A 25,783-nucleotide genomic window follows, 5' to 3' on the forward strand; every position below is an offset into this window, starting at 1 on the left:
GGACGGCTGAAGCGTTTAGGCCGCGAGCTCGAATGCCGATAAGGCCGCGCTTATAGAGGATGGGGCCGTGCAAAGCTAGGGTGGTTTGCTGCCAAAATGGCCGAAAATTGGCTCAAAAAGCGCGATTTTCACTCCAGCAACGTTGCAGGGAGGGGGCCTGTGCCCGAGCCATGTAAGTTCCGGCCAGACGGCGCACCCCGGGGCCGGGATTGCGGGCGCTGCGCTTGACCGGATTAGGCAGGATCGCCGCCAGTAGCGCCGCTTCGCGTGGCGAGAGGGCCGATGCCGGGCGGCCGAAAGCAAAGATGGAACCGGCTTGCGCGCCGAACTGACCGGTTGGACCGAGCTCGGCGATGTTGAGGTAGATTTCCAGGATCCGCTGCTTCGGCAGCACGAAATCGATCCACAGCGCCAGCGGAAGCTCCAGCGCCTTGCGGACCACGCTGCGGCCCGGCCACAGGAACAGGTTTTTCGCCACCTGCTGGGTGATGGTCGAGCCGCCGCGGGTGACCTCACCCTCCTCGGCATCGTCGATCACGTCGCGCAGCGCATCCCAGTCGATGCCGTGATGGCTGCAGAATTTGGCATCTTCGGCGGCAACCACCGAACGCGGCAAAAAGGGTGAGATCGCGCTGAAATCGACCCATTGCCGTGACATTGGCGCGCCGGTCAAATAGCGCCAGGCCATCAGGGTGGAGACCGGGTGGCCGGTGCGATAGAGCGGCGCCAGCACATAGGGCAGCAGCAGCGCGGCCAGCACGATCAGCAGCAGATTTCGGGCTATGCGCAAATGTGGCGCTTCTGGTTAATGGCGGGGGGCGCGGGCAAAAACAGCCGGTACGACTGATATCTCCCTGATATTTCCGGGTTTTTCCAGCGGTTGCAAGGTGCCCGCCGCCCCGCCGTCGGAATTGACGAAGACCGTGCCATCAACGATTGTCCCCGCCAAATCGATTGGGAGCCCTCTTTGATGACGACCGGCACTGCAACTTTCGACTTTGCGAAACGACTGGACCAGACCGCGGAGGACACCGAAGCGCTGCTGGGCAAACTCTTGTCGGATGCGCTCTTGCCCGGCGAGATCGCCCGGCCGAAGCGGCTGATGGACGCTATGCGCTATTCCAGCCTCGGCGGCGGAAAACGCTTGAGGCCGTTCCTGGTGGTGGAGAGTTCCGCCGTGTTCGGCGTGCCGCGCGAGGCCGCCCTGCTGGCCGGCGCCGCACTGGAATGTATCCACTGCTATTCGCTGATCCATGACGATCTGCCGGCGATGGACAACAGCGATCTGCGCCGCGGCCGGCCGACGCTGCACAAGCAAACCGACGACGCCACGGCGATTCTTGCCGGCGACGCATTGCTGACGCTCGCCTTCGACATCATCACCCGTGACGAGATCCACCGCGATCCGACGGTGCGCCTGTTGCTGACGCGCGCGCTGGCGCGCGCCTCGGGCATCGGCGGCATGGTCGGCGGCCAGATGCTCGACCTCGCCGGCGAGGGCCGCTTCGGCGACCGCGAGCCGGTCGACGTCGCCCGCCTGCAGCAGATGAAGACCGGCGCGCTGTTGCGCTTCGGCTGCATTGCCGGGGCGATCCTCGGCCAGTCCTCGGCCAATGAATATCAGGCGCTCGACGATTACGGCCGCGCGCTTGGCGAAGCCTTCCAGATCGCCGACGATCTGCTCGACGTGGAGGGCGATGCCGCCGCGCTGGGCAAGCAGACCGGACAGGATGCGGCTCTCGGCAAGACCACCTTCGTCACCCAACTCGGGATCGACGGCGCCAAGAAACGCGTGCGCGATCTTTTGGCGCGCGCCGATTCCGCGCTCTCGATCTTCGGCGCCAAGGGCGAGGTGCTGCGCGCCGCCGCGCGATTTGTCGCCGAACGCAAGAATTGACGGCGCCGATGGCGGATAAAAGGGAAACCGACGATCCCGTCCTGCTCCGCTTCCGGAAGATGTCGAGGCCGGCCCGCGTGGTCTATGCGCGGCCGCGCACGTTCATATCGGCCGCGATCGGGATCGTGGCGTTCTTTCTGCTGCCGGGCTCGCTGCGGCTGGTGACGCGTCTCCTGCTCGGCTGGGATATATTCGCGACGCTATATCTGGTGCTGGCCTACACCATGATGTTTCGCTGCGGTCTCGCGCATATCAAGCGCAACGCGGTGCTGCAGGACGATGGCCGCTTCCTGATCCTGCTGGTGACCGCGCTCGGAGCCTTTGCTTCGATCGCCGCGATCGTATTCGAGCTCGGCGAAAGCCATCGCAGCGCGACTGAACTGATACTGGCGACCGTGACGATCGCGTTGTCCTGGGCCGCGGTGCACACCACCTTCGCGCTACATTACGCCCACGACTACTACCGGGGCGCCAAACCCGGCGGTTTGCAGTTTCCCAGCGGCGACGAGCATGATCATGCCGACTACTGGGATTTCGTCTATTTCTCTTTCGTGATCGGCATGACCGCGCAGGTCTCGGATGTCGGCATCACCGACAAGACCATCCGCCGCACCGCCACCGCGCACGGCATCATCTCGTTCATCTACAATACCGCGCTGGTGGCGCTGATGGTCAATATCGCGGCAAGCGCGATCTGACCGGACACGGCACCATCAACTCAGTTGCAAATCTCAACGTTGCTGCCGCCGCCCATGCGGCTGCCGCCCTGCTCGCTCGTTCGGAACTCGAGGTGGCATCCGCGCCGCACCGGACGGCACAAATGGTCGTCGCACATGATCTGGCCGGAGGCTTGCGGCGCAACCGGCCTGGGCAGGCCCTGAGCTGCACGATCGGGACGCGGCGCGGCGGGCTCCCGCTTCGCCGTTGGCGTCGCCGCCCGGCGTTTGACGCAGTCATTGTCGTCGTCGAGGACCGAACCTTCGGCGCAGACGATCTTGCTGCAATGGTCGCCGTCAGCCTTGAAGCCGTGCTCGCAGATCAGCGGGCATACCCGCGAAGGCTTCAGCTTGATCGCATCGAGCGCGTCGAGGCTCGCCAGCTTGACGTCGAATTTGGTTCCGGCGTTCTTGTTGAACAGCGCCAGCGAACGTTGTGACGTCACGTTCCATTCGCCATCGGCGGCTCCCGTGAGGCAGCCGACGCGGCGCAACTCGGTCTGCACCGATTTGATCAAATCGGCCTGCAGCGGCCCCGGACTGAGGGAGGCAAGGTTCGTCCCACCCGCGGCCGGGGTGGAAGCCTTGTTGTCAGAAGCGTTGTTGTCGGGAGCGTTGCGGGCCGCGGAGCTGGCGGGCGTATCCGTGGCAACACGTTTGCGCTCGGCTTCGTTGGCCTGTGCCTGCGCGGCCTCCTTGGCTTGTTCCGCGGCAAGCCGGGCCCGCTCGGCTGCCTTGGCATCGGCGTCCGCCTTCGCCTGCTGTGTCTTCTGCGCGCCCTCGGCAGCAAGCCGCGCCCGCTCCTGTTCGGCCTGCCGGGCCTTTTCGGTCGCCGCAACGCGGGTTTCCTCGGCGGCGATCTTCGCCAGCTGGATCTTGGCGAGGTTGGCGTAGAAACCATCCGGGTGCTGCGCAAGGAAGGCGTTGAACGCATCCTTGTTGCCGATCTGCAGCGCAAGTTCGTAATCCGCCCGCGCCTCGGCCTGCGGATTGGGTGCCGCCGCGGCCGGCGCGAGCTTCGCCGGCACCAGGGGAACGTCGTTGCCGCCGAGCGAGCCATAGACAAACGGCTCCTGCCGGTTGCCCGTGGTCTTCAGCACGTCGTCGCGGACGAAGCCGAACGCCTTGCGCACGTCCAACCCCGGCGTGGTCAGGTGATTTGCCAGCGCCAGCGTGAACGGACTGTTCCTGGCATCGCCGTCCAGTGCGGTGGAACCGGCCTTGGCGGAGTAGGCGATCAGCGTATTCGGGCTGGTCGGTTCGATCTTGGCGAGGCCGGCTCCGATCGCACGCGACGCGAGGGTCCGCTTCATGACCTTGGCAAACGGATTGTCGCGGCAGGCGTCGAGGATCACCAACCGAAGCTGCTTGGCGGGTTCGACCGCCACCAGCACCCGGTCCAGTGACAGCGCCTCGTCGTAGACGTCGGTGTCGCGCTCCAGTCTCGCATCCACCGGGATCAGATAATTGGTGCCGTCCACCTCCATGCCATGGCCGGCGTAATAGACCACGGCGATATCGGCGTCGCGCGCGGCGTCCGCAAAGTCGCGCAGCGCGCGCCGGGTCTCCGCCGCCTGAAGGTCGTGGCGGGAATCGACCACGTCGAAGCCGGCCTCCTTGAGCTTTGCCGCGATCACCGCGCCGTCATTGACCGGGTTCGAAAGCGGCGCCACGTTCTGATAGGCGGAATTGCCGAGCACCAGCGCCACGCGCTTTTCGGCGAAAGCCGGCTGGCATACCAACAGCAGCGCGGCAGCGAGCAAAAACCGGTGCAATTTGAGCGATCCTGGCAATTTCATCACGAGCCTCTAAAAATCCTGGCCCTTATGGCATCGCGACATGCCTATCAGAAGCTTGCACGGCCGCTTGTGAGCGGGATCACGTACCGAACGACAGGACCCACCGCGGTCATGCTGGAAAGGACGGACCGCCTCGTTCTATGTCGCGCCAGTCTGGATTCGGTTCGCTCCTGTGCGCGTTTTGCCGATCACTTTTTCCGTCCAATCGCGCGCGATAAACAGAACAAGCGGAGGGGGCGTGGCGCGCGCCCGTCATCCCGCGGCGACATGTCCTTGATATTGCGGCAGGCCGTCGGTGATATCGAACCATGGCGCCTTGGAGCCGACGAAGATGTGTGCGGTCGGGCGAATCGAGGGATCGTCCAGCAGCGTCCCCATGGCGACATGGACCCAGGCGCCATTGCGGACGAGGGAATACAGCAGCGAGCCACATCGCCCGCAGTGCGCGTCGTGGCCTTTTTCGTCGCCAAAAATCATACGCTCGTCCTCACCTCTGGTGATGGTGAGCTTTTCGCGTTCGATGCCGGCGAACGGCTTGAACGCGGAGCCGGTCGTACGCCGGCAGTTGGAACAATGGCAGTTTGCGGCGTAGGCGAACTGATCTGCCACCGTATAGTGGACCGTGCCGCAAAAGCATTTCCCGGCAAGCCTGCGACCACTCGCCATCCCCGGACCTGTCATTTTTTCTTCCCCTTCCGCCGATATCACGCCGTAGTGTATTTTTAGACTTGGTGGCTTAATTCAAACCAGACAAGCGTCCATCAACGGGAGGACATACCGTGAGTCACGATCGTTCCAGCGTCGAAGCCGTGGTGCAGCACTATTTCGACGCGCTCTACGAAGGCGATGCCGACAAATTGGGCGCGATCTTCCACTCCTCGGCCGATTTGCGCTGGCTGGAAAAGGGCGAGCTGCAGGTCCTCACCGTGCCGGACTGGCTCGGCCGCGTCAGGAAGCGGCCCTCGGCCAAGGCCGAAGGCAAGCCGCGCGAGGATTTTGTCGTGACCATCGACCGTTCCGACGATTCCACCGCCTTCATCAAAGTGCGTTGCCAATTGCCGCCGCGCTATTTCACCGATTATCTGGTGGCGATGAAACTCAGCGATGGCTGGCAGATTGTCTCGAAATCCTATCGCTATGATTTGAGAGAATAGCACAACCATTGCGCGGCATTGACGGCGCCGCCGGTCCGGGCAAATTGGACCGGCACAGGATTGGAACGCCGTGGAAGCCATATTTCAAATCTTCCTGATTCTGCTGGCGGTGCTGGCGGGAACTTCGCTGCTGGCGCGGCGGACCGATATCGCGCCCGCGATCCTGTTGCTGCTCGCCGGCATCGCCCTCGCCTTCGTGCCGGGCATGCCGGCCCTGGAACTGCCGCCGGAACTGGTGCTGCTGCTGGTTTTGCCGCCGCTGATCTATTCGGCCAGCGTCGCCATGAGCTGGCGCGAATTCAGGTATAATCTGCGCCCTATCATCCTGCTCTCGGTCGGCGGCGTGATCTTTACCGCCTTGGCGGTCGCGACCGCGACGCATTATCTGATCGGACTGCCCTGGGGCGTCGGCTTCCTGCTGGGCGCCATTGTCGCGCCGCCCGATGTGGTGGCGCCGCTGGCGATCGCCCGCAGGCTCGCTCTGCCCCGCCGCATCCTGGTCGTGCTCGAGGGCGAGGGGCTGGCCAACGACGCCACCGCGCTGATCCTATATCGCTTCGCGGTGGCGGCAATTTCGACCGGCATGTTTTCCCTTTCGAAGGCGACCGGCGAGTTCGCCGCCATCGTCAGCGGCGAGGTGCTGTTCGGCGTGGCGGTCGGCTGGCTGTCCCTGCGGATGCGGCACCGCGCGCGGGATCCGCAGATCGAGATCACGCTGTCGCTGATCACACCCTACATTTCCTTTTGGCTGCCTGAGCATTTCGGCGGCTCCGGCGTGATCGCCACCGTCGCCTGCGGACTCTATATGAGCTGGAACGGGCCGCTGTTGATCTCGGCGGCGACGCGGCTGCAGGGCATCTTCTTCTGGGACCTCGTGATCTACCTGATCGAGGGCATGCTGTTCCTGCTGACCGGGTTCCAGATGCGGCTCTTGTTCGAGAGATCGAAATCGTTTCCGCTCGACGACATCCTGATCGCGACCGCACTCGTCACCGCGATGGTCGTCGTGGCGCGGTTTGCCTGGGTCTATCCGGCGATTTATCTGCCGCGGCTGATCAAGCGCGTGCGCGTCCGCGATCCGGCGCCACCGTGGCAGAATGCGTTCGTGCTCTCGTTCACCGGGGTGCGCGGCGCGGTCTCGCTGGCCGCGGCGCTGGCGCTGCCATTCGCGCTTCCGGACGGAGAGTCGTTTCCGTACCGCGACCTGATCCTGTTCGTCACCTTCGGCGTCATCTTCATCACGCTGGTGGGAGTAGGGTTTGGACTGCCGCAGGTGGTGAGGTGGCTCGGCCTTGCCCAGGCCGGCCGCACCGAACTCGCGGCGGAGCACGAATCGGAAATCGGGGCACGGCGCGAGGCGCTCGAGGTGGCGCTCAAGTCGCTCGACGCCATCACCGACGACCGCGAACTGTCCGACGAGGTGGTCAAGCTGCTGCGGGCGCGACACGAAACCCGCAGCAACCAACTGCCCGGATCGCTCGATCCCGATGGTGACGCCTCGGCGGCGGGAATCGGCCTGACGCGGGAACTGATATCGGTCGAGCGCAAGTTCATCCACGTCCTGTTGCGCGACGGCAAGATCACCGACGAAACGCGGCGGCGGATCGAGCGCGATCTCGATCTCGAGGAAGCGAGTCTGGCTAATCGGGAGTACCGGAAAATTCCGTTGTAGGAAAACCGCCCGTCGTCCCGGCCAAGCGAAGCGCGAGCCGGGACCCATACTCCGTGCCCTCTCGATGGGGCAATGTAGCAGTTGTCTTCGCAACAAGATTGTCCTGTGATGATGGGTCCCGGCTCAAGGCCGGGATGACGGTGGCCCTACTCCGCCGCCGCGGTCCGCGGCCGGCCGACAAAGCCGGTCTCCTCGCCAAAGCGCTCAACCATGACCGCCGGCAGATCCTTGTCCTTGCCGGTCACGCAGGCGCCGGAGCGCACGGCGTAGCGGTCCTGATGCGCCAGATGCGCGGGCGGGTGGCCCTGCTGCAGCGCGCGGGCACACTCCATCACCAGTTTGCGGAAATGCAAAATGCCCAGATCGGTTGGTCCGAGATGTTCGCGGGTGCGGTCGGCGATCGGGCCCTGGCTGTCCTGCACCGCGGCGTCCTGCTCCGAGACGCCCTTGATGCCGGTGTAGCTTTTGGTCTTCTGCAGCTTGCGGTCGATCAGATAATCGTTCGATTTGTTGCGCAGCGGAATATAATTCTCGTCGACCTCCGAGATCACGCCATTGCCGCGGTCATAGGCGTCGCGCTCGGCTTGCGTCAGCGGCCGCTCCGGATTCCAGGCATAGGTGTAGATCCAGCAATTGGTGTCGGTCACGGGCACAAAACTCTGGCCGAAAATGCTCTCGCCCGGCATCGCACTCGGCGCATAGGCATGCACCGGCATCAGAAACTGCGCGATGCGCCAGTAGATGTTGTCGCTGCCGGTGAGCCTGCCGCCCGCGATCGTCAGCCCCGCGTCATGCGGGCTGATCCTGATCACGGGCCGCGGATCTTCCGCGATCCAGCGCATGTGGTCGGAACTCATGCGGGCGATCGGATTGACGAAGTGTTTCTTGATGTCGAGGATTTCGTTCTCTTCCTTGTCGAAACTTAGATGCGCGAAGGTGAAATGCGCGGTGTCGATGCTGCCCTCCAGCGCTTGGACCCAGTTGCAGTCCTGCCATTTCTTCGAGACGTAGCGATGCGAGGCTGGCAGCAACGCCATTTCGAGATCAGGCAATTCCGGGACTTCGCCGGCCGGGCCCATATAGGCCCAGACCATGTCGCCCCATTCGCGCACCGGATAGGACTTGATGCGGATCAGGTCTTTCGCATTCAGGTCGGGATACGAGGTCGGCATGTCGACGCAGCGGCCGTCGGTGTCGAATTTCCAGCCATGATAGACGCAGCGGATGCCGCACTCCTCGTTCCGGCCAAGCCAGAGATTGGCGCCGCGGTGCGGACAGTGCTGGTCGATCACCCCGACCACGTCGCGGCTGTCGCGGAACGCCAACAGCTCCTCGCCCATCACCACGATCTTCTTCGGCGGACAATCCGGTTCGGGCAATTCCGCCGACAGCAGCACCGGCAGCCAGAAGCGGCGCAGCAATTCGCCCATCGCCGTTCCCGCACCGCTTTCGGTCAGGAACTTGTTGTCCTCTGCGCGCAGCATGGCGGACCTCCCGGGTTTTGTTTTGCTTGAAATGGTGGGTGGGTTAGCGAAGCGTAACCCACCGATTTGCGCGGGGATGGTGGCTTACGCTTCGCTAACCCACCCTACGAAATTTCGCCTTTCATCGTCACACCGGCCGCTCGCCCTTCACCGTGACGCGCGTGCCCGAGCGCGTATGCGGCCAGTAATCCCACATCGCGCGGTGCTGGGTGCAGCGGTTGTCCCAGAATGCGATTGCGTTCTCGGTCCAGCGGAAGCGGCACTGGAACAGCGGGTTTTCCGCGTGCTGGCAGAGATAGTCCAGCATCGCGTCGCTCTCGTCGCGCGGGATGCCGACGATGTAGCGCGTAAAGCCGCGATTGACGTAGAGCGCCTTCTTAGCCGTGACGGGGTGGGTGCGCACGATCGGATGTTCGGCGCGCGGATAGGCCGGCTTGTCGGCGACGCCGTAATTGTCGTAGAGCCCGCGATAGATTTGCTCGCCGTCATGCAACGCGGTCAGCCCGTCGAGATAGGCCTTCATGCGATCCGACAGCGATTCATAGGCCGCATACATGCTGGCGAACAGCGTGTCGCCGCCGCGCGGCGGGCATTGCCTGATATAGAGGATCGAGCCCATCGGCGGCTCGACGTCGCAGGACACGTCGGTATGCCAGCCCTCGCCGTTGGCGCGTGGCGAATCCTTGTCGGCATGGATCTTCATCAGCGCCGGATCGTCGCCCTCGTGGGGCGCGGCGGGATGGATGTGCAGCTCGCCGAACTTGCGGCCGAAGGCGAGATGCTGCGCCGGGGTGATGTGCTGGTCGCGGAAAAAGATCACGAGGTTTTCGGCGAGCGCGCGATGGATTTCGTCCATCTGGCGGTTCGAGCGTGACTCGTCGGAGACGAGTTTTGCGATATCGACGCCCGATATCTCCGCGCCGATGATCGGGGTGAGCTTTTCGACGCCGATGGTCTCAAAGGGCTCTGCCTCGCCAGTCGTGTGGCGATAACGCGGACCTTGCTTGCTGGCGAGCGAACTCATGGGCGTCCTCCGGCGATGCGTATTTTAGGGCATGGTAGCCCGGATGGGTCCCCAAAAGAAGCCGTCCTACCCGCGAAGGCGGGTATCCAGTACGCCGCGGATTCTCGGCTCAAGCACTGCAGCCTCTGGGATACTGGATCGCCGGCCGGAGCCTGTCGTCCGGCCGGCCAGAAGGCCGGACCGGATGGCGGACGATGACGGCTGAGAGTTTGGCGCAATCGCGCGCCGCGAATTTCACGGATTCGAATTTCAAACAACTGCAAACACACCCTCGCGGTCTCGCCGCCGGTTTTGCGCGAGGTTTGGCCTGCTCGTTCCGCCCTCTCCAATCAGGGCGCAGGGAATGCCGGGCGTCCGATGCGCCCGATAGCCGCGCGTGCAAGGGTAGTGGTAGAAAGCACACGCGTTAGTCAGGTCACACCGGGAAACACCCGGCATTCCCCGCGCGATGGTTTACGGCTTACTTCGTGCTCTTCCCGGCGATCGGGCTTTTTTGTCACCGTCACCCCTGAGAAGCTTGCTTCTCACGAGCTTAACGCCAGCGTCGAGGCGTCAGAACCACACGACTTCGCCGTCCGCGTCACGCGCCGTTCGTCAAAGGCGCATCCGCGTCCACCGCATCCCGTCCCGCGTCCGTGACGATCGCGAGCCGCCCCTCTGTGGGACGGGACGACGGCGATATAGACCTGATTTGGTCTTTCGGAAAACCAGAATATTTTTGCGCGAGGGGCTGGACAGGCATGTCAGTGATTTGCCCGTCGGGTCGACGGGGCGGCCCTTCGCGCCGGCCCGTTGTCTTGTTGGGTGCGTCGTCGCTTACTCCGCTGCCGTCACGGTGCTCGCGGGCTTCTTGCTGCCCGCGCCGTACTTCTGGTCGATATAGTCGATCACCAGCGCCTTGAACTCGGTCGCAATCGTAGGGCCCCGCAGGGTGCGGAACTTCTTGCCGTCGACGAACACGGGTGCGGCCGGCGCTTCGCCGGTGCCGGGCAGGGAGATGCCGATATTGGCGTGCTTGGATTCGCCGGGGCCGTTGACGATGCAGCCCATAACCGCGACGTTGAGCTCCTCGACGCCGGGATATTGCGTCTTCCAGCCCGGCATTTCCTCGCGGATGAAATCCTGGATCGAGCGCGCCAGTTCCTGGAAGGTGGTCGAGGTGGTACGGCCGCAACCGGGACATGCCGCGACCAGCGGCACGAAGGTGCGGAAACCCATGGTCTGCAGCAGTTCCTGCGCGACCTGCACTTCCAGCGTGCGGTCGCCGCCGGGCTCGGGCGTCAGCGAAATCCGGATGGTGTCGCCGATGCCGTCCTGCAGGAGGATGCCGAGCGCGGCGGAGGACGCGACGATGCCCTTCGATCCCATGCCGGCTTCCGTCAAACCGAGATGGATCGCGTAATCGGAGCGCGACGCCAGCACCTTGTAGACCGCGATCAGATCCTGCACCGCGGAGACTTTCGCCGACAGGATGATCTTGTTCCTGGCCATGCCGAGTTCCTCGGCGCGCGCGGCCGACAACAGCGCCGACTGCACCATCGCCTCGCGCGTCACCGCGCGGGCTTCGAGCGGCTCGGGCAGCTTGGCATTGTCTTCCATCAGCCGGGTGAGCAGTTCCTGATCGAGCGAGCCCCAATTGGCGCCGATCCGCACCGGCTTGTCGTTCTTGTTCGCGATCTCGATGATGTCGGCGAATTGGGTGTCGCGCTTGTTCTTGAAGCCGACATTGCCGGGATTGATGCGGTATTTGTCGAGCGCCTCGGCGCAGGCAGGATAATCCGCCAAGAGCTTGTGGCCGATATAGTGGAAGTCGCCGATCAAAGGCGTGGTGATGCCGCGCTTGCGCAGGCCGTCGCGGATGTGCGGCACGGCCGCCGCCGCTTCCTCGCGGTCGACCGTGATCCGCACCAGTTCCGAGCCGGCGCGCGCCAGGGCTGCGACCTGGGCGATGGTGCCGTCGACATCGGCGGTGTCGGTATTGGTCATCGACTGCACCACGATCGGCGCGCCGCCGCCGACGGCGACATTGCCGACCATGACTTGGGTGGTTTGACGCCGGGCGTTGGGGCCGGCGGCGTTATTCTCAGGCGGTTTTACGGGCTTGTTCATGGCGCCTCGAATATCAGGTTTTGGTGACAGTCAGCAATGGATCAGTGGGAAGCGGGACCACGGGGCCGGGACGGTTAACCAGGTAAAGCCCGGCAATCACCAGCAGCGCTGCGGCCCCGAAGACTGGGGTCAGGGTGTCATGCATGATGAAATAGCTAGCCACCACGCCAAACAAAGGGGTGATGAAGGTAAATGCCGACAATTTGCTGGCGGAATAGGTCTTGACCAGCGCAAACCAGATCAAAAAGGTCAATCCGACCACCCAAACCGCCTGGTAAACCATCAGCGACAGTGCCAGCGGCCCGGGAACCCGGATCAGGGTTTCGCCGGATACCCAAGCCGCGAAACCCAGAATCGGCACCGAAAGCGCCACCTGGTACCCCAGGCCCTTTTCGGCCGGCGCCTTGAGCAGCGCGGTCGCCTTGACCAGCAGCGTGGTGGCCGCCCACAGCGCCCCGCCCGCGATGACTAGAAGATCCCCGAGCAACACCCTGCCGTCGACGTCGGCCTGGGGAACCCCGATCGCCAGCGCCACCCCGGCGAAGCACAAAGCAAGCCCACCCCATTGCGAGGCGCGCAGCCGCTCGCCGAGAAAAACATACGAGCCGAACGCCACGAAGAACGGCGCGGTGTACAGAAACACCACCGCCCTTGAGGCCGACGTCAGCAGCAGGCCGCGATAGATCAGCACGAATTCGACGCCGAAGATGACGCCCGCCAGTAGCCCTGCACCCAGCGTGCCGTCGCGCTCGAACATCTTCACGCCGCGCAGCCGCGCGATCAGGAATAGCACGATCAAAGCGCCCGAGGAGCGGATGGTGGCCTGCAGCATCGGCGGGATGTCCGGCAGCGCCAGCTTGACCGCGATCTGGTTAAAACCCCAGCTCAGACACAGCATCAGCATCAGCGCCACCGCGCCGGGGGTCAGCGGCCGCCCGGCCGAAGGTATCGCTTGTTTGGAAGACATATTTCCTCGTTATCCGGCTTGTCGCCGTGTTGCTATTTTTTCTGGCAGTGCGCGCAAACGCCGGCGATCTCGACCACGGACAGTTTTGGGGCAAAGCCCGAGGCGCGCGCGGCGGCGTTGAGGCTCTGCGCCACGGGGGCGGCGGGAATTTCGCCGACCGAGCCGCAATCGTCACAGATCAGGAACGCCACCATCGCCGTGGCTTCATGGTCGTGCGCGCAGGCGAGATAGGCGTTACGGCTTTCGATGCGGTGAACGAGGCCGTTCTCCATCAAAAAGTCGAGCGCGCGATAGACCGTGATCGGGGCAGGCCGCGGCATCGATTTGGCGAGTTCGTCGATCACCTCATAGGCGCCGAGCGGACGGTGGCTGGACAACAGCGCCTGCAGCACCTGGCGGCGGATCGGGGTGAATTTCTGCGCCCGCAGCTTGCACACCCGCTCCGCATGATCGATTGCGTCCGCGGTGCAGCGGCCGTGGTCGTGATCGGGCGCGGGAAAGGTCGGCTTGGTCGGGGTCATGTGATGGGGTCATGTAACGCGGCTGATCCCGCCCGTCGAATCCGGCCGGAGATCTTCAAACCGCAGAATCATGTAGCATTTTACCCCGGCAACCCCAAATCCCCCTTTCTTCGGGCCGCACGTCTGACGGAGCCATGTGCCGCCGGCGGGTCAGACCTCCATAAACTTGCCATATCGCGTTAATAAGCTAGCTTATCATATCCAAAGCTTATGGAGACGAACCCCTGATGGCCCGCGGCCCTGTGGATATGAACTTCCTGTTTACGCTCGGTGAATTGCAGCGCCTGGTGCGTGCCTATGCCGACAAGCAGGCGGCGCGCTACGGCATCACCCGCGCGCAATGGGCTGTGCTGGCCAAGGTGGAGCGCAACGAGGGCCTGAAGCAGTCGGAACTCGCCGAACAGATGGAAATGCAGCCAATCACGCTGACGCGGCTGATCGACAAGCTCTGCGACAATGGCTGGATCGAGCGCCGCGGCGACGAGACCGACCGCCGCGTCAACCGGCTTTATTTGCGCAAGGCCGCCCGTCCGCTGCTCGGCAAATTGGGGGGCTTGCGCTCCGAACTGACCGCCGCGGCGCTGGAGGGCATCAGTCCGGCCGACGCCCACCGCCTGCTCGACCAGCTCGAAGCCATCAAGGAAAACGTGCGCAACGCCATCCAGAACGCCCCGGCTGAACCGCCGAAGAAAGAACAGCGCTATGGCTGATCCGATCCTGAAATTTCCGCCGGAGCAGAAGGGCAATCCGCCCGGAAAACCCCGGACCAAGATCGCCGCGGAGCCGCGCCGCCGCCTGATGGCCGGCCTGCGGCGCTACCGCCGCACGTTGCTGCTGGTGGTACTGCCGCTGGTGGCGCTGCTGGCGGGACTGACCTTCTATCTCAATGGCGGCCGCTACATGACCACCGACGACGCCTATGTCGGCGCGCAGAAGGTTCTGATCACGCCCGACATCTCCGGCAAGATCATCAAGATCGCCGTCAGGGAAGGCCAGCAGGTCGCGGCCGGCGACGTCATGTTCCAGATCGATCCGGTGCCGTTCGAGCTGGCGGTGGCGCAGGCGCGCGCCAAGCTCGCCGATGCCAAGACCAGCCACGACAACCTCGTCGCCAACGTCAAGCTCTATGGCGACACGGTCGACCTCGTCAACGCCGGCATCGTGCTCAAGCAGCGCGACGTCGACCGCAAGACGGCGCTCGCCAAGAACAATTTCGGCTCGCAGCTCGACCTCGACAACAGCGCCACATCGCTGGTCACGGCCCAAGCGCAGCTGCAGCTCGTCAAGCAGCAGCAATCCACCGCGCTCAATCAACTGCTCGGCAATCCCGAGCTGCCGCTCGAGCAGTTTCCGGCCTATTTGCAGGCCAAGGCCGCGCTCGACGACGCCCAGCGCAACCTCGATCTGACCACGGTGCGCGCGCCGATGGCCGGCGTCGCGACCCAGGTCGACCAGATCCAGCTCGGCCGCTTCCTCGCCGTGGGCACGCCGGTGTTCGCCGTCATCGACACCTCCAAGCCCTGGGTCGACGCCAATCTGAAGGAAAGCGACTTCACCTATGTCGCGGTCGGGCAGACCGTCACCATCGATGTCGACGCCTTCCCCGATCACGCCTTCAAGGGCACGGTCGGCTCGCTGAGCCCCGGCACCGGCGCGCAATTCTCGATTCTGCCGCCGCAGAACGCCACCGGTAATTTCGTCAAGGTGGTGCAGCGCGTGCCGGTGCGGATCTATTTCGACAGCAACGACAAATTCGTTTGGAAGCTGAAGGCCGGCATGAGCGCCTACACCTCGATCGACACCGGCCATCACCGTTCACTTGCGGCGCTGCTCGGTTTTGGCCCGGCATCGGCAGCAAAGGACTAGCCCGGCATGACGACCGCGGCCGCAGCGCCCGTTGCCGTTCCCGGCTTGCGCCGGAACATGGTGACGATCTGCGCCATGACCGCGACCATCATGCAGGCGCTGGACACCACCATCGCCAATGTCGCGCTGCCCTACATGCAGGGCTCGCTGTCGGCGTCGCAGGACCAGATCAACTGGGTCCTGACCTCCTACATTGTCGCGGCCGCGATCATGACCGCGCCGGTGGGCTGGATCGCCAACCGTTTCGGGCGCAAGCGCATCTTCATCCTGTGTTCCGGCGGCTTCACCATCGCCTCGGTGCTGTGCGGGCTGGCGCAGGACATCAACCAGATGGTGCTGTTCCGCCTGCTGCAGGGCGTGTTCGGCGCCGCCCTGGTGCCGCTGTCGCAGGCGGTGATGCTGGACTCCTATGCGCTGCACGAGCGCGCGAAAGCGATGTCGATCTGGGGCATGGGCGTGATGATGGGCCCGATCATGGGGCCGTCGCTGGGAGCCTGGCTGACCGAGACCTATTCCTGGCACTGGGTGTTCTTCGTCAATCTGCCGTTCGGCGTCTTCACCGTGCTCGGCCTTATGGTGTTCATGGACGAGACCAAGAAGAATCTCGAGCTGCGCTTCGACTGGTTCGGATTTGCAGCCCTCGCGGTTGCGATCGGGAGCCTGCAGCTCGCGCTCGACCGCGGCGAGCAGCTCGGCTGGCTCGAATCCAATGAGATTATTGCCGAGTTCATCATCTCGGCGGTCGGCTTCTATTATTTCTTTGCCCATTCACTGACGACCGCCTCACCCTTCATCCAGTTCGCGATCTTCAAGGACAAGAATTTCATCGGCGGCTGCGTGTTCATGGCGGTGATGGGCCTGGTGCTGTTCTCGACCATGGCGCTGTCCTCGCCCTACCTGCAGAACGTGATCGGCTATCCCATCATCACCGCGGGGCTGCTGCTGGCGAGCCGCGGCTGCGGCACCTTTGTCGCCATGATGCTGGTCGGCCGCCTGATGCGCTATATCGAGGCGCGCACGCTGATCATCTCCGGGCTCGGCCTGACCTGCCTTTCACTGTTCTACATGACCGGCTGGACCGACCAGACCGGCGTGCCGGAAATCGTGACCTTGAGCATCGTGCAAGGTTTCGGGTTCGGCCTCGTCTTCGTGCCGCTCTCCACAGTGGCGTTCCTGACGCTGCCCAATCACCTGCGCACCGACGGCACCTCGATGCTGACGCTGTTGCGTAATGTCGCGAGCTCGATCGGAATTTCCATCGTGATCGCGCAGCTGACGGAGGGCTCGCGGCGGGTCTATGCGGTGCTGAATGAGCACGTCACCCCGTTCAACCACGCCATGCAGATGCCGAACGTGCGCGGCATGATCGACATGGGCACCGATGCCGGCCGCGCCATGGCCGACGTCATGATCGCGGTGCAGGCGCAGATCATCGCGTTTTCGCAGGACTACCAGATGGTGATGCTGTTCACGCTTTGCACCATTCCGCTCGCGATCATCATCGGTTCCACCAAGGTCACCCTGCGCAAGCAGGCAGCGGCGCCGGAACATGCGGTGATGGAGTAGCGCGTCTGCGCCTGCCGTCATACGCGGGCTTGACCCGCGTATCCATCAATCTTCAAAAGGATTTTTTCCGAAGCGGATGGATGGCCGGGTCAAGCCCGGCCATGACGAGTTGGGTTGCGTCGCCGCTCTCGTTCTTTGTAATGACGAATTGGCGAACGTACTCGCCCTCAGTTCAGCTTCTCGATCGCCATCGCGACGCCCTGCCCGACCCCGACGCACATGGTGGCGAGCGCGCGTTTGCCGCCGCGCTTTTCCATGCCGTGCACCGCGGTCATCGCCAGCCGCGCACCGCTCATCCCGAGGGGATGACCGAGCGCGATGGCGCCGCCATGCGGGTTGACGAAATCGGCATCGTCCTTGACGCCAAGCTGGCGCAGGCAGGCGATGCCCTGGCTGGCGAAGGCCTCGTTGAGCTCGATCAGGTCGAAATCGCTGATCTTGAGGCCCAGCCGCTCCATCAGCTTGCGCGTCGCCGGCACCGGGCCGATACCCATGATGCGCGGCGGCACCGCGGCCGAGGCGAGGCCCAGAATCCGCGCCCGCGGCGTCAGACCGTGCTTCTTCACTGCGGCTTCCGAGGCGAGAATCATCGCGGCGGCGCCGTCATTGACGCCCGACGCATTGCCCGCCGTCACCGTGCCTGGATTGCGCACGATCGGTTTTAACTTTGCCAGCCCCTCGAGCGTGGTTTCGGGACGCGGATGCTCGTCTCTGTCGACTTGAGTAGGCCCGGCCTTGCCGCCGGGCACCGAGACCGGCGTGATCTCCTCGGCGAAATAACCCGATGCGATCGCGGCGCCCGCGCGCTGCTGCGAGCGGATCGCGAACGCGTCCTGATCGGCGCGCGAGACCTGGAATTCCTCGGCGACGTTCTCGCCGGTCTCGGGCATGGCGTCGACGCCATATTGCGCCTTCATCAAGGGGTTAATGAAGCGCCAGCCGATGGTGGTGTCGAAAATCTCGGCCGAGCGCGAAAACGCTTCCGCCGCCTTGCCCATCACGAACGGCGCCCGCGTCATCGATTCGACGCCGCCGGCGATGGCGAAGTCGATCTCGCCGGCGCGGATCGCGCGCGCGCCGGCGCCGACCGCATCCAGTCCCGAAGCACAAAGACGATTGAGCGTCTGGCCGGGAACCGTGTCCGGCATGCCCGCCAGCAACAGCGCCATCCGCGCCACGTTGCGGTTGTCCTCGCCGGCCTGGTTGGCGCAGCCGAAATAGACTTCGTCGACTTGCGACCAGTCGAGCGCAGGATGCCGCGCCATCAGCGCCCTGATCGGGGTGGCCGCGAGGTCGTCGGCGCGCACCCTGGCGAGCGAACCGCCGAAACGGCCGATCGGGGTCCTCACGGCGTCGCAAATAAATACATCGCGCATCGAATCTCTCCCTGAATCCCGCTTTTCGAACCCGTCCACTCGAATGGATGGCGAGTTTTAGGAGCGCTGTAGCGGCAGGTCAATTGACGGCTTTGGCGCCAGCGGCGCATTCGCGCGAGGTCCGCCATGCCTAATGCTTGCGAGGTGGCTCCGGATGGACCCGCTGAGAACGTGGAAAACACGTATTGCCGCGGCAAACAGATAGGATCGCCTGCCAAAATTTTGTAGTTTGCGCCCGCCCATGACGATCCAGCAATCCATTCCCGTTCCACCGGACGCCGTTCCGCCGGATGCCGCCCCGCCTGCGGAGGCCGCCGCGCGCGTCACGCCGATGATGGAACAATACCTTGAAATCAAGGCCGCCCATCCCGGGCTGTTGCTGTTCTACCGGATGGGCGACTTTTATGAATTGTTCTTCGAGGACGCCGAGATCGCTTCGAAGACGCTCGGCATCGTCTTGACAAAACGCGGCAAGCATCAGGGCCTGGATATCCCGATGTGCGGCGTGCCGGTGGAACGCTCGGAGGATTATCTGCATCGCCTGATCGCCGCCGGCCATCGGGTCGCGGTGTGCGAGCAGACCGAGGATCCGGCCGCGGCCCGCGCGCGCGGCAACAAGAGCGTGGTCAGCCGCGCCGTGGTGCGGCTGGTTACCCCGGGCACGCTGACCGAAGACACGCTGCTCGACGCGCGCGCCAACAACTATCTGCTGGCGATCGCGCGGGCGAAGGGGTCGGCGGGAGCCGACCGCATCGGGCTTGCCTGGATCGATATTTCCACCTCCGAATTCATCGTCACGGAATGTTCGACCGGCGAACTCGCCGCGACGCTGGCGCGCATCAATGCGAACGAGGCGATCGTCACCGACGCGCTCTATGGCGATCCTGAGTTGGGGCCGACCTTGCGCGAATTGCCGGCGGTGACGCCGCTGACCCGCGATTTTTTCGACGGCGCAACCGCCGAGCGGCGGCTATGCGATTATTTCGCGGTCGCCACCATGGACGGCCTCTCCGCGATGTCGCGGCTCGAAGCCACCGCCGCCGCGGCCGCCGTGACCTATATCGACCGCACCCAGGTCGGAAAACGCCCGCCGCTGTCGCCGCCGTCGCGCGAGGCTGCCGGAACCACCATGGCGATCGATCCCGCGACGCGCGCCAATCTCGAACTGACGCGGACGCTGGCGGGCGAACGGCGCGGCTCGCTGCTGGACGCCATCGACTGCACCGTGACCGCGGCCGGATCGCGGCTGCTGGCGCAGCGGCTGGCGGCACCGCTCACCGACAGCGCTGGCATCGCGCGGCGGCTGGACGCCATCTCGGCGTTCGTCGCCGACAGCGCGGCGCGCGACGAACTCCGCACCACCTTGAAGGCGGCGCCCGACATGTCGCGCGCGCTGGCGCGCTTGTCGGTCGGGCGCGGCGGCCCGCGCGATCTTGCCGGATTGCGCGACGGCATCCTCGCCGCCGACGCGGCGCTGGCGCGGCTTTCGCAGCTCGAAGCGCCGCCGGCGGAAATCGCCGCCATCATGGAGGCGCTGCACCGACCCTCGCGCGAATTGGCCCGCGAATTCGAGCGCGCGCTCGACGAGCAACTGCCGTTGATCAAACGCGACGGCGGTTTTGTCCGGCAAGGTTATGAGGCCGCCCTCGACGAGACCCGCAGCCTGCGCGATGCCTCGCGCCTCGTCGTCGCCGCGATGCAGGCGCGCTACGCCGACGACACAGGCGTCAAGGGCCTGAAGATCCGGCACAACAACGTGCTCGGCTATTTCGTCGAGGTCACGGCGCAGCACGGCGACAAATTGATGTCACCGCCTTTGAACGCGACCTTCATCCATCGCCAGACGCTCGCCGGGCAAACGCGCTTTACGACGTCGGAACTCGGCGAGATCGAAGCCAAGATCGCCAATGCCGGCGACCGCGCGCTCGGGCTGGAACTGGAAATTTTCGAGCGGCTGTGCGCGCAGGCGATCGCCGCGAGCGAAGATCTGCGCGCCGCGGCGCATGCCTTTGCCATGCTCGATGTCGCGACCGCGCTGGCAAAGCTCGCGGTCGACGATAATTACGTGCGGCCCGAGGTCGATGCCTCGCTCGGCTTCGCCATCGAGGGCGGCCGGCATCCCGTGGTCGAGCAGGCGCTGAAGCGCGACGGGGCGCCGTTCATCGCCAATGCCTGCGACCTCTCGCCGGGCCCGGCGCAGAAATCCGGCCAGATCTGGCTGATCACCGGCCCCAACATGGCGGGCAAATCGACCTTCCTGCGCCAGAACGCGCTGATTGCGCTGTTGGCGCAGATCGGCAGTTTCGTGCCGGCGGCCCGCGCCCGGATCGGCATCGTCGACCGGCTGTTCTCGCGCGTTGGAGCTGCGGACGATCTCGCGCGCGGCCGCTCCACCTTCATGGTGGAGATGGTCGAGACCGCCGTCATCCTCAATCAGGCCAGCGAGCGCTCGCTGGTGATTCTTGATGAAATCGGCAGGGGCACCGCGACCTTCGACGGACTGTCGATCGCCTGGGCCGCGATCGAGCACCTGCACGAGGCCAATCGCTGCCGCGCGCTGTTCGCCACGCATTATCACGAACTCACCGCGCTGTCGGCCAAACTGCCGCGGCTCTTCAACGCCACCGTGCGGGTCAAGGAATGGCAGGGCGACGTGGTGTTCCTGCACGAGGTGCTGCCGGGCTCGGCCGATCGCTCCTACGGCATCCAGGTCGCAAAGCTCGCCGGCCTGCCGGCGCCGGTGATCGCGCGCGCCAAATCGGTGCTGGCAAAACTGGAGGCGCAGGACCGCGGCCAGACCACACGCGCTTTGGCCGAAGACCTGCCGCTGTTCGCGGTGCCCTCGCGCGCCGCCGCCGAACCGGCGCCGCCCAGCGAAGCGGAGAGGCTGATCGAGGCAGTGAAGGCGCTGCACCCCGACGAGATGTCGCCGCGCGAGGCGCTGGACGCGTTGTATGCGTTGAAGGCGAAGCTGCCGAAGCAATAACCGTCATTGCGAGCGCAGCGAAGCAATCCATATCGCAGCACGAAGAAAGAATGGATTGCTTCGTCGCTTCGCTCCTCGCAATGACGGCGGCTGTTTCACCGCGCCAGCTTCCGCCGTCCGTTCCACCACAATCCCAGATTCCAGCCGATGCAAGTCGCCAGCGCCAGACTGAGCGCGATCGCCGAGCCGAACCGTGGCGCCGCGGCCTGCAGCACGGCAATCGCGATGCCGAAGCCGATCAGGCCCCAGCCGCCATTGGCAATCACCGCCGCGGTCGGCTTGCCGCCGATGCGCGGATGCAGGATCAGCATCATGGATGTAAATACCCCTGGAAACAGCGCGATGACACCGCTGACGCTGGGGCCGACCCAGCGTGACAGCGTGACCACGGTGGCGACCAGGGTCGCGACCAGCGACGCGCGCAGCGGGATGTCGTACCAGCGGCGCGTGATCAGCGGCATCCTGACGTGGCGGAAACGCCGCAACAGCGGCAGGCAGATCGCAAACGTGACGGCATTCGCGATCAGGCCGCCCGCCAGCGTCCAGTGCACCGTCCGCGTCAGCGCGGCAAGCGTGATCCATACCGCGATCGCGCCGCCGGAACTGACAAACGCATTGTGCCGCTGCGCCAGCACGACGTAGGTCAGCGCCAGCCCGATCGTCGCCGCGTTGATCGGCAGGCTCGCCAGCGCGCCCTCGGCGATGAAGGTCGCATCGTGATCAAGCGCGAGGAAGACGTAGGACGGCCCCGCCGAAATCGGCAAGGTCGCCACCAGTGCGCCGATCACCGGACCCGAACGCTCGGTAATCACGGAAGCCGACACCACGAAGACAGCGGTGATCGCCATGCGCAGCGCCAGCGTCAGGATGAAAACGAGATCGGGGGACATGTCTTGTCGTTCCTGCGAAAGCAGGAACCCATAACCACAAATGTTCGTGTTGCGCGAAAGCTCTCGAACAGCATTTCTTGGAACGAGAGGCCGCGGCGTATGGGTCCCTGCTTTCGCAGGGACGACGGCAAATTGGGCGTATTCACACCCGCTGCATCGTCACCGACATCTTCGGGCCGTTCTTGATGGTCTGGTAGACCACGCAATAGCGCTCGGTGAGTTTCAAAAGCAGATCGAGCTTCTCCTGCGGCGCTGATGTATCGACGTCGAAGCGCAGGCGGATTTCGGCAAAGCCGATCGGAGCCTCCTTGTCGACGCCGAGCGTGCCGCGAAAGTCGAGATCGCCCTCGGCGGTCACGTTGCCTGATTTGAGCGGGACATCGATCGCGGTCGACACGGATTTGAGCGTCACGCCGGCGCAGGCGGCGAGCGCTTCCAGCAGCATATCGCCCGAACACAGTTCGAGGCCGGATCCTCCGGTCGCGGGGTGCAGGCCCGCCACCGCCAGCGCGCGGCCGGTCTCAACCTTGCAGGCGATGCCTTCGTTCTCGATCGAGCCCCGCGCGGTCAGCGTGATGACTGCGGCCTTTGGATCGGATTTGTAGCGCTCCTTGATCGGAGCCTGTATGGCGCGGAGTTCGGCGGCGTCCATCTCGTTCTCTCCCGGAGTTCTGATGTGCTTTCGCATTTAACGGGTCAAGGCGCGGATGTCACCACCACATCGCCTCGCCCATGGCCGATTTCGGATCAAGATCCGGCACGTTGCGGTCGAGCGAACGATCGAGCGCGGTCAGTACGCGACGCTTGAAATTGTCGAACAAGGGCGAATTGCGGTCGCGCGGCCGCGCCAAATTGACCCGGATTTCCTCGAACAGCCGGCCCGGCCGCGGCCGCATCACGAAAACGCGATCCGCCAGCACCACCGCCTCGTCGACGTCGTGCGTGACCAGCACCAGGGTCGGCCGCGTGTCGGCCCAGAGGTCGAGCAGATGGTCCTGCAGATCCCGCCGCGTGAACGCGTCCAGCGCGGAGAAGGGCTCGTCCAGCAGCAGCACCTCCAGCTGCGGCACCAGTGCGCGCGCGATCGCCACGCGCTGCGCCTGGCCGCCTGAGAGTTCGCGCGGCCACGCATCGGCCTTGTCCGTGAGCCCGACCCGTTCAAGCGCGCGGGCGACTTTTTCGCGGCGGACATTGCGGGGCAGCTCCGTGAGCCCAAAGCCGATATTGTCGGCGACGCTGAGCCACGGCAGCAGCCGCGGCTCCTGGAAGATAATCCCGATTTTGGCGTGCGGCGCCGAAGTCCTGATACCGTCGAGCGTGACCGCGCCGGAGGTGGCGGGATCGAGCCCGGCGATGGCGCGCAGCAGCGTCGATTTTCCGCATCCGGAGCCGCCGATGATGGCGACGATCTCGCCCAGCCTGATCTCGGCCGAAAAACGCTCGAGCGCGTTGACGCCGTTGGGATAGACCTTGCCGAGGCGATCGAGGACCAGCATTCAGGCGCCTCCGCTTTTGCCGCCGAACGCGTCCTGCCAGCGCAACAACGGCGCGGTCGCGATCTCGATCAGCCAGTCGGTGGTCTTGCCGAGAATGGCGAAGATCACGATCGCCGCCAGGATTTGCGCCGGCTTGCCGAGCTGCTGGCCGTCGAGCAAGAGATAGCCGAGGCCCTCGGATGCGCCCATCAGCTCGGCGGCGACCACGAACATCCAGCCCAATCCGAGACCGACGCGGAGCGCCACCACATAGGCCGGCAACACCGCGGGCAACAAGATGCGCTGGATCATTGCCGGCCCGGAGAGGCGAAAGGTGCGGCCAACTTCGACGATCTTGCGATCGACCGACAGGATCGCGCCCATTACGCCGAGGTAGACCGGGAAAAATACCCCGGCCGCGATCAGCGCGACTTTCGACGTTTCGAAAATCCCGAGCCACAGGATGAACAGCGGCACCCACGCCAGCGACGGGATCGCGCGCAGCGCCTGCACGGTGGGATCGAGCAGCCGGCGCGCCAGTCCCCAATAGCCGGAGACAGCACCCATCAGCGTGCCGGCGGCGACGCCAAGGCCGAATCCGGCGGCAACCCGCGTCAGCGTCGCCAGGATATGCCGCAGCAGTTCGCCGCTCTTGCCCAGTTCGAAAATGGTCGCAAAAATCTTCGAGGGCGGCGGCACCAGACGTCCAGTGGACAGGCCACGCCAGACGATGATCTCCCAGACGAGAGCCAGCCCCACCGGCAGCAGCAGCCCGAGCGCCGGCCGCGCGAAACGCCGCAGCCGTCCCGGCGAAGCGGGGTGTGCCGCCATGGTATCGGCCTGTTCAAGTAGTTCAACCGTCATGGCCATAGCAGAAACGCGTCTCGTGGAGGATTGCAAGGTGGCGGATGGACGGACATATCTCAATCCGTCGTCCCTGCGAAAGCATGCGAAAGCAGGGACCCATAATCACAGGCCGTTGTATTTTGCAAAGCCGTTGCACACCGAGCAAAATAGCAGGGCCGCGGCGTGGGTCCCCGCGTTCGCGGGGACGACATCCGAATGCTCCTCAATTCGTCGGCAGCGGAATCTGGTCGTCGATCAGCGCGTCGAGCGTCGCCTTGACGTCGACCTTGGCGTCGATCACGCCCGCCTGCTGCAGCGCCAGACCCGCGGCGAGAATGGAGTCGCGCTGCGGCGCGCCGATCCGGCTGTGGGTCAGTTCGGTGCGCTCCTTGAGCTGCTTGTCGACCACCGCGTCCGGCAGTTTTGTCACCGATATGAATGTCTGCTTCAGGTCGTCGTAATTCGCCAGCGAATATTTGCGCGCGTCCTCGTAAACCGCTAGCACGCGGCGAACGATATCGGGATAATCCTTCAGGAACTGCTCGCGCACATTGAGAATGCCCCAGGTATTGGCGTCGGGCTTGCGGAAGAACAGTTTGGCGCCGTCCTCGATTTCCGCCTGCGCCATCATGGGATCGAGGCCCGCCCAGGCGTCGACGTCGCCGCGGATCAGCGCGGTCTTGCCGTCGGCATGCTGCAGCAGCACCGGGGTGATGTCCTTTTCGCTCAAGCCAGCGCCGAGCAGCGCACGCACCAGGAAGATGTGCGGATCGGTGCCGCGGGTCACCGCGACGCGCTTGCCCTTGAGATCGGCGACGGTGGCAATCTTCGAATCCTTCGTCGTCACCAGTGCGGTCCATTCCGGACGCGAAAAGACATAGATCGACTTGATGGGATTGCCGTTGATCCTGGCGACCAGCGCCGCGGAGCCCGCGGTGGAACCGAAATCGATCGAGCCGGCGTTGAGAAACTCGAGCGCCTTGTTGGAACCGGCCGATTGCACCCAGACGATGCTGATGCCATCCTTGGCGAATTCCTTTTCCAACAGTCCCTTTTGCTTGAGGATCATCGAAACCGGATTGTAGGTCGCCCAGTCGATGTGAATTTCCTTGAGCGGCTCGGCGGCAAAGGCGGCGCCGGGAATCAGCATCGCGGCGGCGATGACCGCAGCCAAGATCGCAGCCAAGCCACGCCGTGAAATTTTGGACATCGTCGGGACTCCTCGGTTGTGAGCGATTAGATTGAAGCGCAGGGAGGCGCGGCGCGAGACGCGGCACGGTCGGCGGTGATTGGCTCGTCAAAAAACCACGTTTTATTTCAATTAGTTAGGGCACCGCGTCAATGAGAAAATACGCATCGCCCGCGCCCCTGAACGAGAACAACTTTGCCCAACGGATACGGAATCGAGCATGGACCTGCTGTTAAGTCAGTTTGT

Annotated in this window: 22 protein-coding genes; 8 read left to right on the plus strand and 14 right to left on the minus strand. The window is 64.4% G+C overall.

What is annotated here, in order from left to right; genetic code table 11:
• Positions 1–112 precede the first annotated feature (112 nt).
• On the minus strand, positions 113–769 hold the full coding sequence (gene mtgA / locus B5525_RS08120) for a monofunctional biosynthetic peptidoglycan transglycosylase (RefSeq protein WP_425305294.1): 657 nt from the start codon (positions 767–769) through the stop codon (positions 113–115).
• 201 nt (positions 770–970) lie between these two features.
• On the opposite strand from mtgA, the gene B5525_RS08125 reads away from it, so the two are divergent.
• Positions 971–1,897 carry a polyprenyl synthetase family protein gene (locus B5525_RS08125; RefSeq protein ID WP_079565537.1) on the plus strand — a complete coding sequence of 309 codons (927 nt, stop codon included), beginning with the start codon at positions 971–973 and terminating at the stop codon, positions 1,895–1,897.
• An 8-nt stretch (positions 1,898–1,905) separates the two neighbouring features.
• Positions 1,906–2,595, plus strand: a complete 690-nt coding sequence (locus B5525_RS08130; protein WP_079565538.1) for a DUF1345 domain-containing protein — start codon at positions 1,906–1,908, stop codon at positions 2,593–2,595.
• Positions 2,596–2,615: 20 nt separating this feature from the next.
• On the opposite strand, the gene B5525_RS08135 is transcribed toward B5525_RS08130, so the two are convergent.
• Together B5525_RS08135 and B5525_RS08140 are read right to left on the minus strand one after the other, a co-directional pair.
• Positions 2,616–4,412, minus strand: coding sequence for a caspase family protein (locus B5525_RS08135; protein WP_079565539.1), 1,797 nt, complete (start codon positions 4,410–4,412; stop codon positions 2,616–2,618).
• 252 nt (positions 4,413–4,664) lie between these two features.
• Entirely contained in the window at positions 4,665–5,093 is a 429-nt protein-coding gene (locus B5525_RS08140; protein WP_079565540.1) for a GFA family protein, read from the minus strand.
• A 98-nt stretch (positions 5,094–5,191) separates the two neighbouring features.
• On the opposite strand from B5525_RS08140, the gene B5525_RS08145 reads away from it, so the two are divergent.
• Positions 5,192–5,566 (plus strand): nuclear transport factor 2 family protein, encoded by a 375-nt coding sequence (locus tag B5525_RS08145; RefSeq protein WP_079565541.1) that lies wholly within the window; start codon positions 5,192–5,194, stop codon positions 5,564–5,566.
• A gap of 70 nt (positions 5,567–5,636) precedes the next feature.
• A complete protein-coding gene (locus tag B5525_RS08150) occupies positions 5,637–7,238 on the plus strand; it encodes a Na+/H+ antiporter (protein ID WP_079565542.1) in 1,602 nt (533 codons plus the stop codon).
• A gap of 146 nt (positions 7,239–7,384) precedes the next feature.
• Here the strand turns inward: B5525_RS08150 and B5525_RS08155 are convergent, their stop codons facing one another.
• From B5525_RS08155 to B5525_RS08175, 5 genes are all read right to left on the minus strand, one after another.
• Positions 7,385–8,722 (minus strand): Rieske 2Fe-2S domain-containing protein, encoded by a 1,338-nt coding sequence (locus B5525_RS08155; protein WP_079565543.1) that lies wholly within the window; start codon positions 8,720–8,722, stop codon positions 7,385–7,387.
• A 127-nt stretch (positions 8,723–8,849) separates the two neighbouring features.
• Positions 8,850–9,746 carry a TauD/TfdA dioxygenase family protein gene (locus B5525_RS08160; RefSeq protein ID WP_079565544.1) on the minus strand — a complete coding sequence of 299 codons (897 nt, stop codon included), beginning with the start codon at positions 9,744–9,746 and terminating at the stop codon, positions 8,850–8,852.
• Between the two features lie 816 nt (positions 9,747–10,562).
• The gene (ispG, locus tag B5525_RS08165; protein WP_079565545.1) at positions 10,563–11,855 is read right to left on the minus strand and encodes a flavodoxin-dependent (E)-4-hydroxy-3-methylbut-2-enyl-diphosphate synthase; all 1,293 of its coding nucleotides are present in this window, start codon (positions 11,853–11,855) and stop codon (positions 10,563–10,565) included.
• Positions 11,856–11,868: 13 nt separating this feature from the next.
• Positions 11,869–12,822, minus strand: coding sequence for a DMT family transporter (locus B5525_RS08170; protein ID WP_079565546.1), 954 nt, complete (start codon positions 12,820–12,822; stop codon positions 11,869–11,871).
• A gap of 32 nt (positions 12,823–12,854) precedes the next feature.
• Positions 12,855–13,343, minus strand: coding sequence for a Fur family transcriptional regulator (locus B5525_RS08175; RefSeq protein WP_079565547.1), 489 nt, complete (start codon positions 13,341–13,343; stop codon positions 12,855–12,857).
• A 227-nt stretch (positions 13,344–13,570) separates the two neighbouring features.
• On the opposite strand from B5525_RS08175, the gene B5525_RS08180 reads away from it, so the two are divergent.
• From B5525_RS08180 to B5525_RS08190, 3 genes are read left to right on the plus strand one after another with little or no spacing between them, the layout of a single operon-like run.
• Positions 13,571–14,053, plus strand: coding sequence for a MarR family winged helix-turn-helix transcriptional regulator (locus B5525_RS08180; RefSeq protein ID WP_079565548.1), 483 nt, complete (start codon positions 13,571–13,573; stop codon positions 14,051–14,053).
• A complete protein-coding gene (locus B5525_RS08185; RefSeq protein ID WP_079565549.1) occupies positions 14,046–15,209 on the plus strand; it encodes an HlyD family secretion protein in 1,164 nt (387 codons plus the stop codon). Before B5525_RS08180 ends, B5525_RS08185 begins: the two co-directional genes overlap by 8 nt.
• Positions 15,210–15,215: 6 nt before the next feature.
• Complete coding sequence (locus B5525_RS08190; protein WP_079565550.1) at positions 15,216–16,775, plus strand: MDR family MFS transporter; 1,560 nt, start codon at positions 15,216–15,218, stop codon at positions 16,773–16,775.
• Positions 16,776–16,942: 167 nt separating this feature from the next.
• Here B5525_RS08190 and pcaF read toward each other — a convergent pair whose 3' ends face one another.
• Positions 16,943–18,151, minus strand: a complete 1,209-nt coding sequence (gene pcaF, locus B5525_RS08195) for a 3-oxoadipyl-CoA thiolase (RefSeq protein WP_079565551.1) — start codon at positions 18,149–18,151, stop codon at positions 16,943–16,945.
• A 241-nt stretch (positions 18,152–18,392) separates the two neighbouring features.
• Between pcaF and mutS the strand changes: the two genes are divergently transcribed.
• Complete coding sequence (gene mutS / locus B5525_RS08200) at positions 18,393–21,137, plus strand: DNA mismatch repair protein MutS (protein ID WP_079565552.1); 2,745 nt, start codon at positions 18,393–18,395, stop codon at positions 21,135–21,137.
• Between the two features lie 95 nt (positions 21,138–21,232).
• Here mutS and B5525_RS08205 read toward each other — a convergent pair whose 3' ends face one another.
• From B5525_RS08205 to B5525_RS08225, 5 genes are all read right to left on the minus strand, one after another.
• Positions 21,233–22,027: a hypothetical protein gene (locus B5525_RS08205; RefSeq protein WP_079565553.1), complete on the minus strand. Its 795-nt coding sequence runs from the start codon at positions 22,025–22,027 to the stop codon at positions 21,233–21,235.
• A gap of 142 nt (positions 22,028–22,169) precedes the next feature.
• Complete coding sequence (locus B5525_RS08210) at positions 22,170–22,679, minus strand: OsmC family protein (RefSeq protein WP_079565554.1); 510 nt, start codon at positions 22,677–22,679, stop codon at positions 22,170–22,172.
• A gap of 58 nt (positions 22,680–22,737) precedes the next feature.
• Positions 22,738–23,523 (minus strand): ABC transporter ATP-binding protein, encoded by a 786-nt coding sequence (locus B5525_RS08215; protein ID WP_079565555.1) that lies wholly within the window; start codon positions 23,521–23,523, stop codon positions 22,738–22,740.
• Entirely contained in the window at positions 23,524–24,372 is an 849-nt protein-coding gene (locus B5525_RS08220) for an ABC transporter permease (protein WP_079565556.1), read from the minus strand.
• 199 nt (positions 24,373–24,571) lie between these two features.
• On the minus strand, positions 24,572–25,558 hold the full coding sequence (locus tag B5525_RS08225; RefSeq protein WP_079565557.1) for an aliphatic sulfonate ABC transporter substrate-binding protein: 987 nt from the start codon (positions 25,556–25,558) through the stop codon (positions 24,572–24,574).
• Between the last annotated feature and the right edge of the window lie 225 nt (positions 25,559–25,783).

The sequence above is a fragment of the Bradyrhizobium erythrophlei genome (assembly GCF_900129505.1).
Taxonomy (GTDB): domain Bacteria; phylum Pseudomonadota; class Alphaproteobacteria; order Rhizobiales; family Xanthobacteraceae; genus Bradyrhizobium; species Bradyrhizobium erythrophlei_D.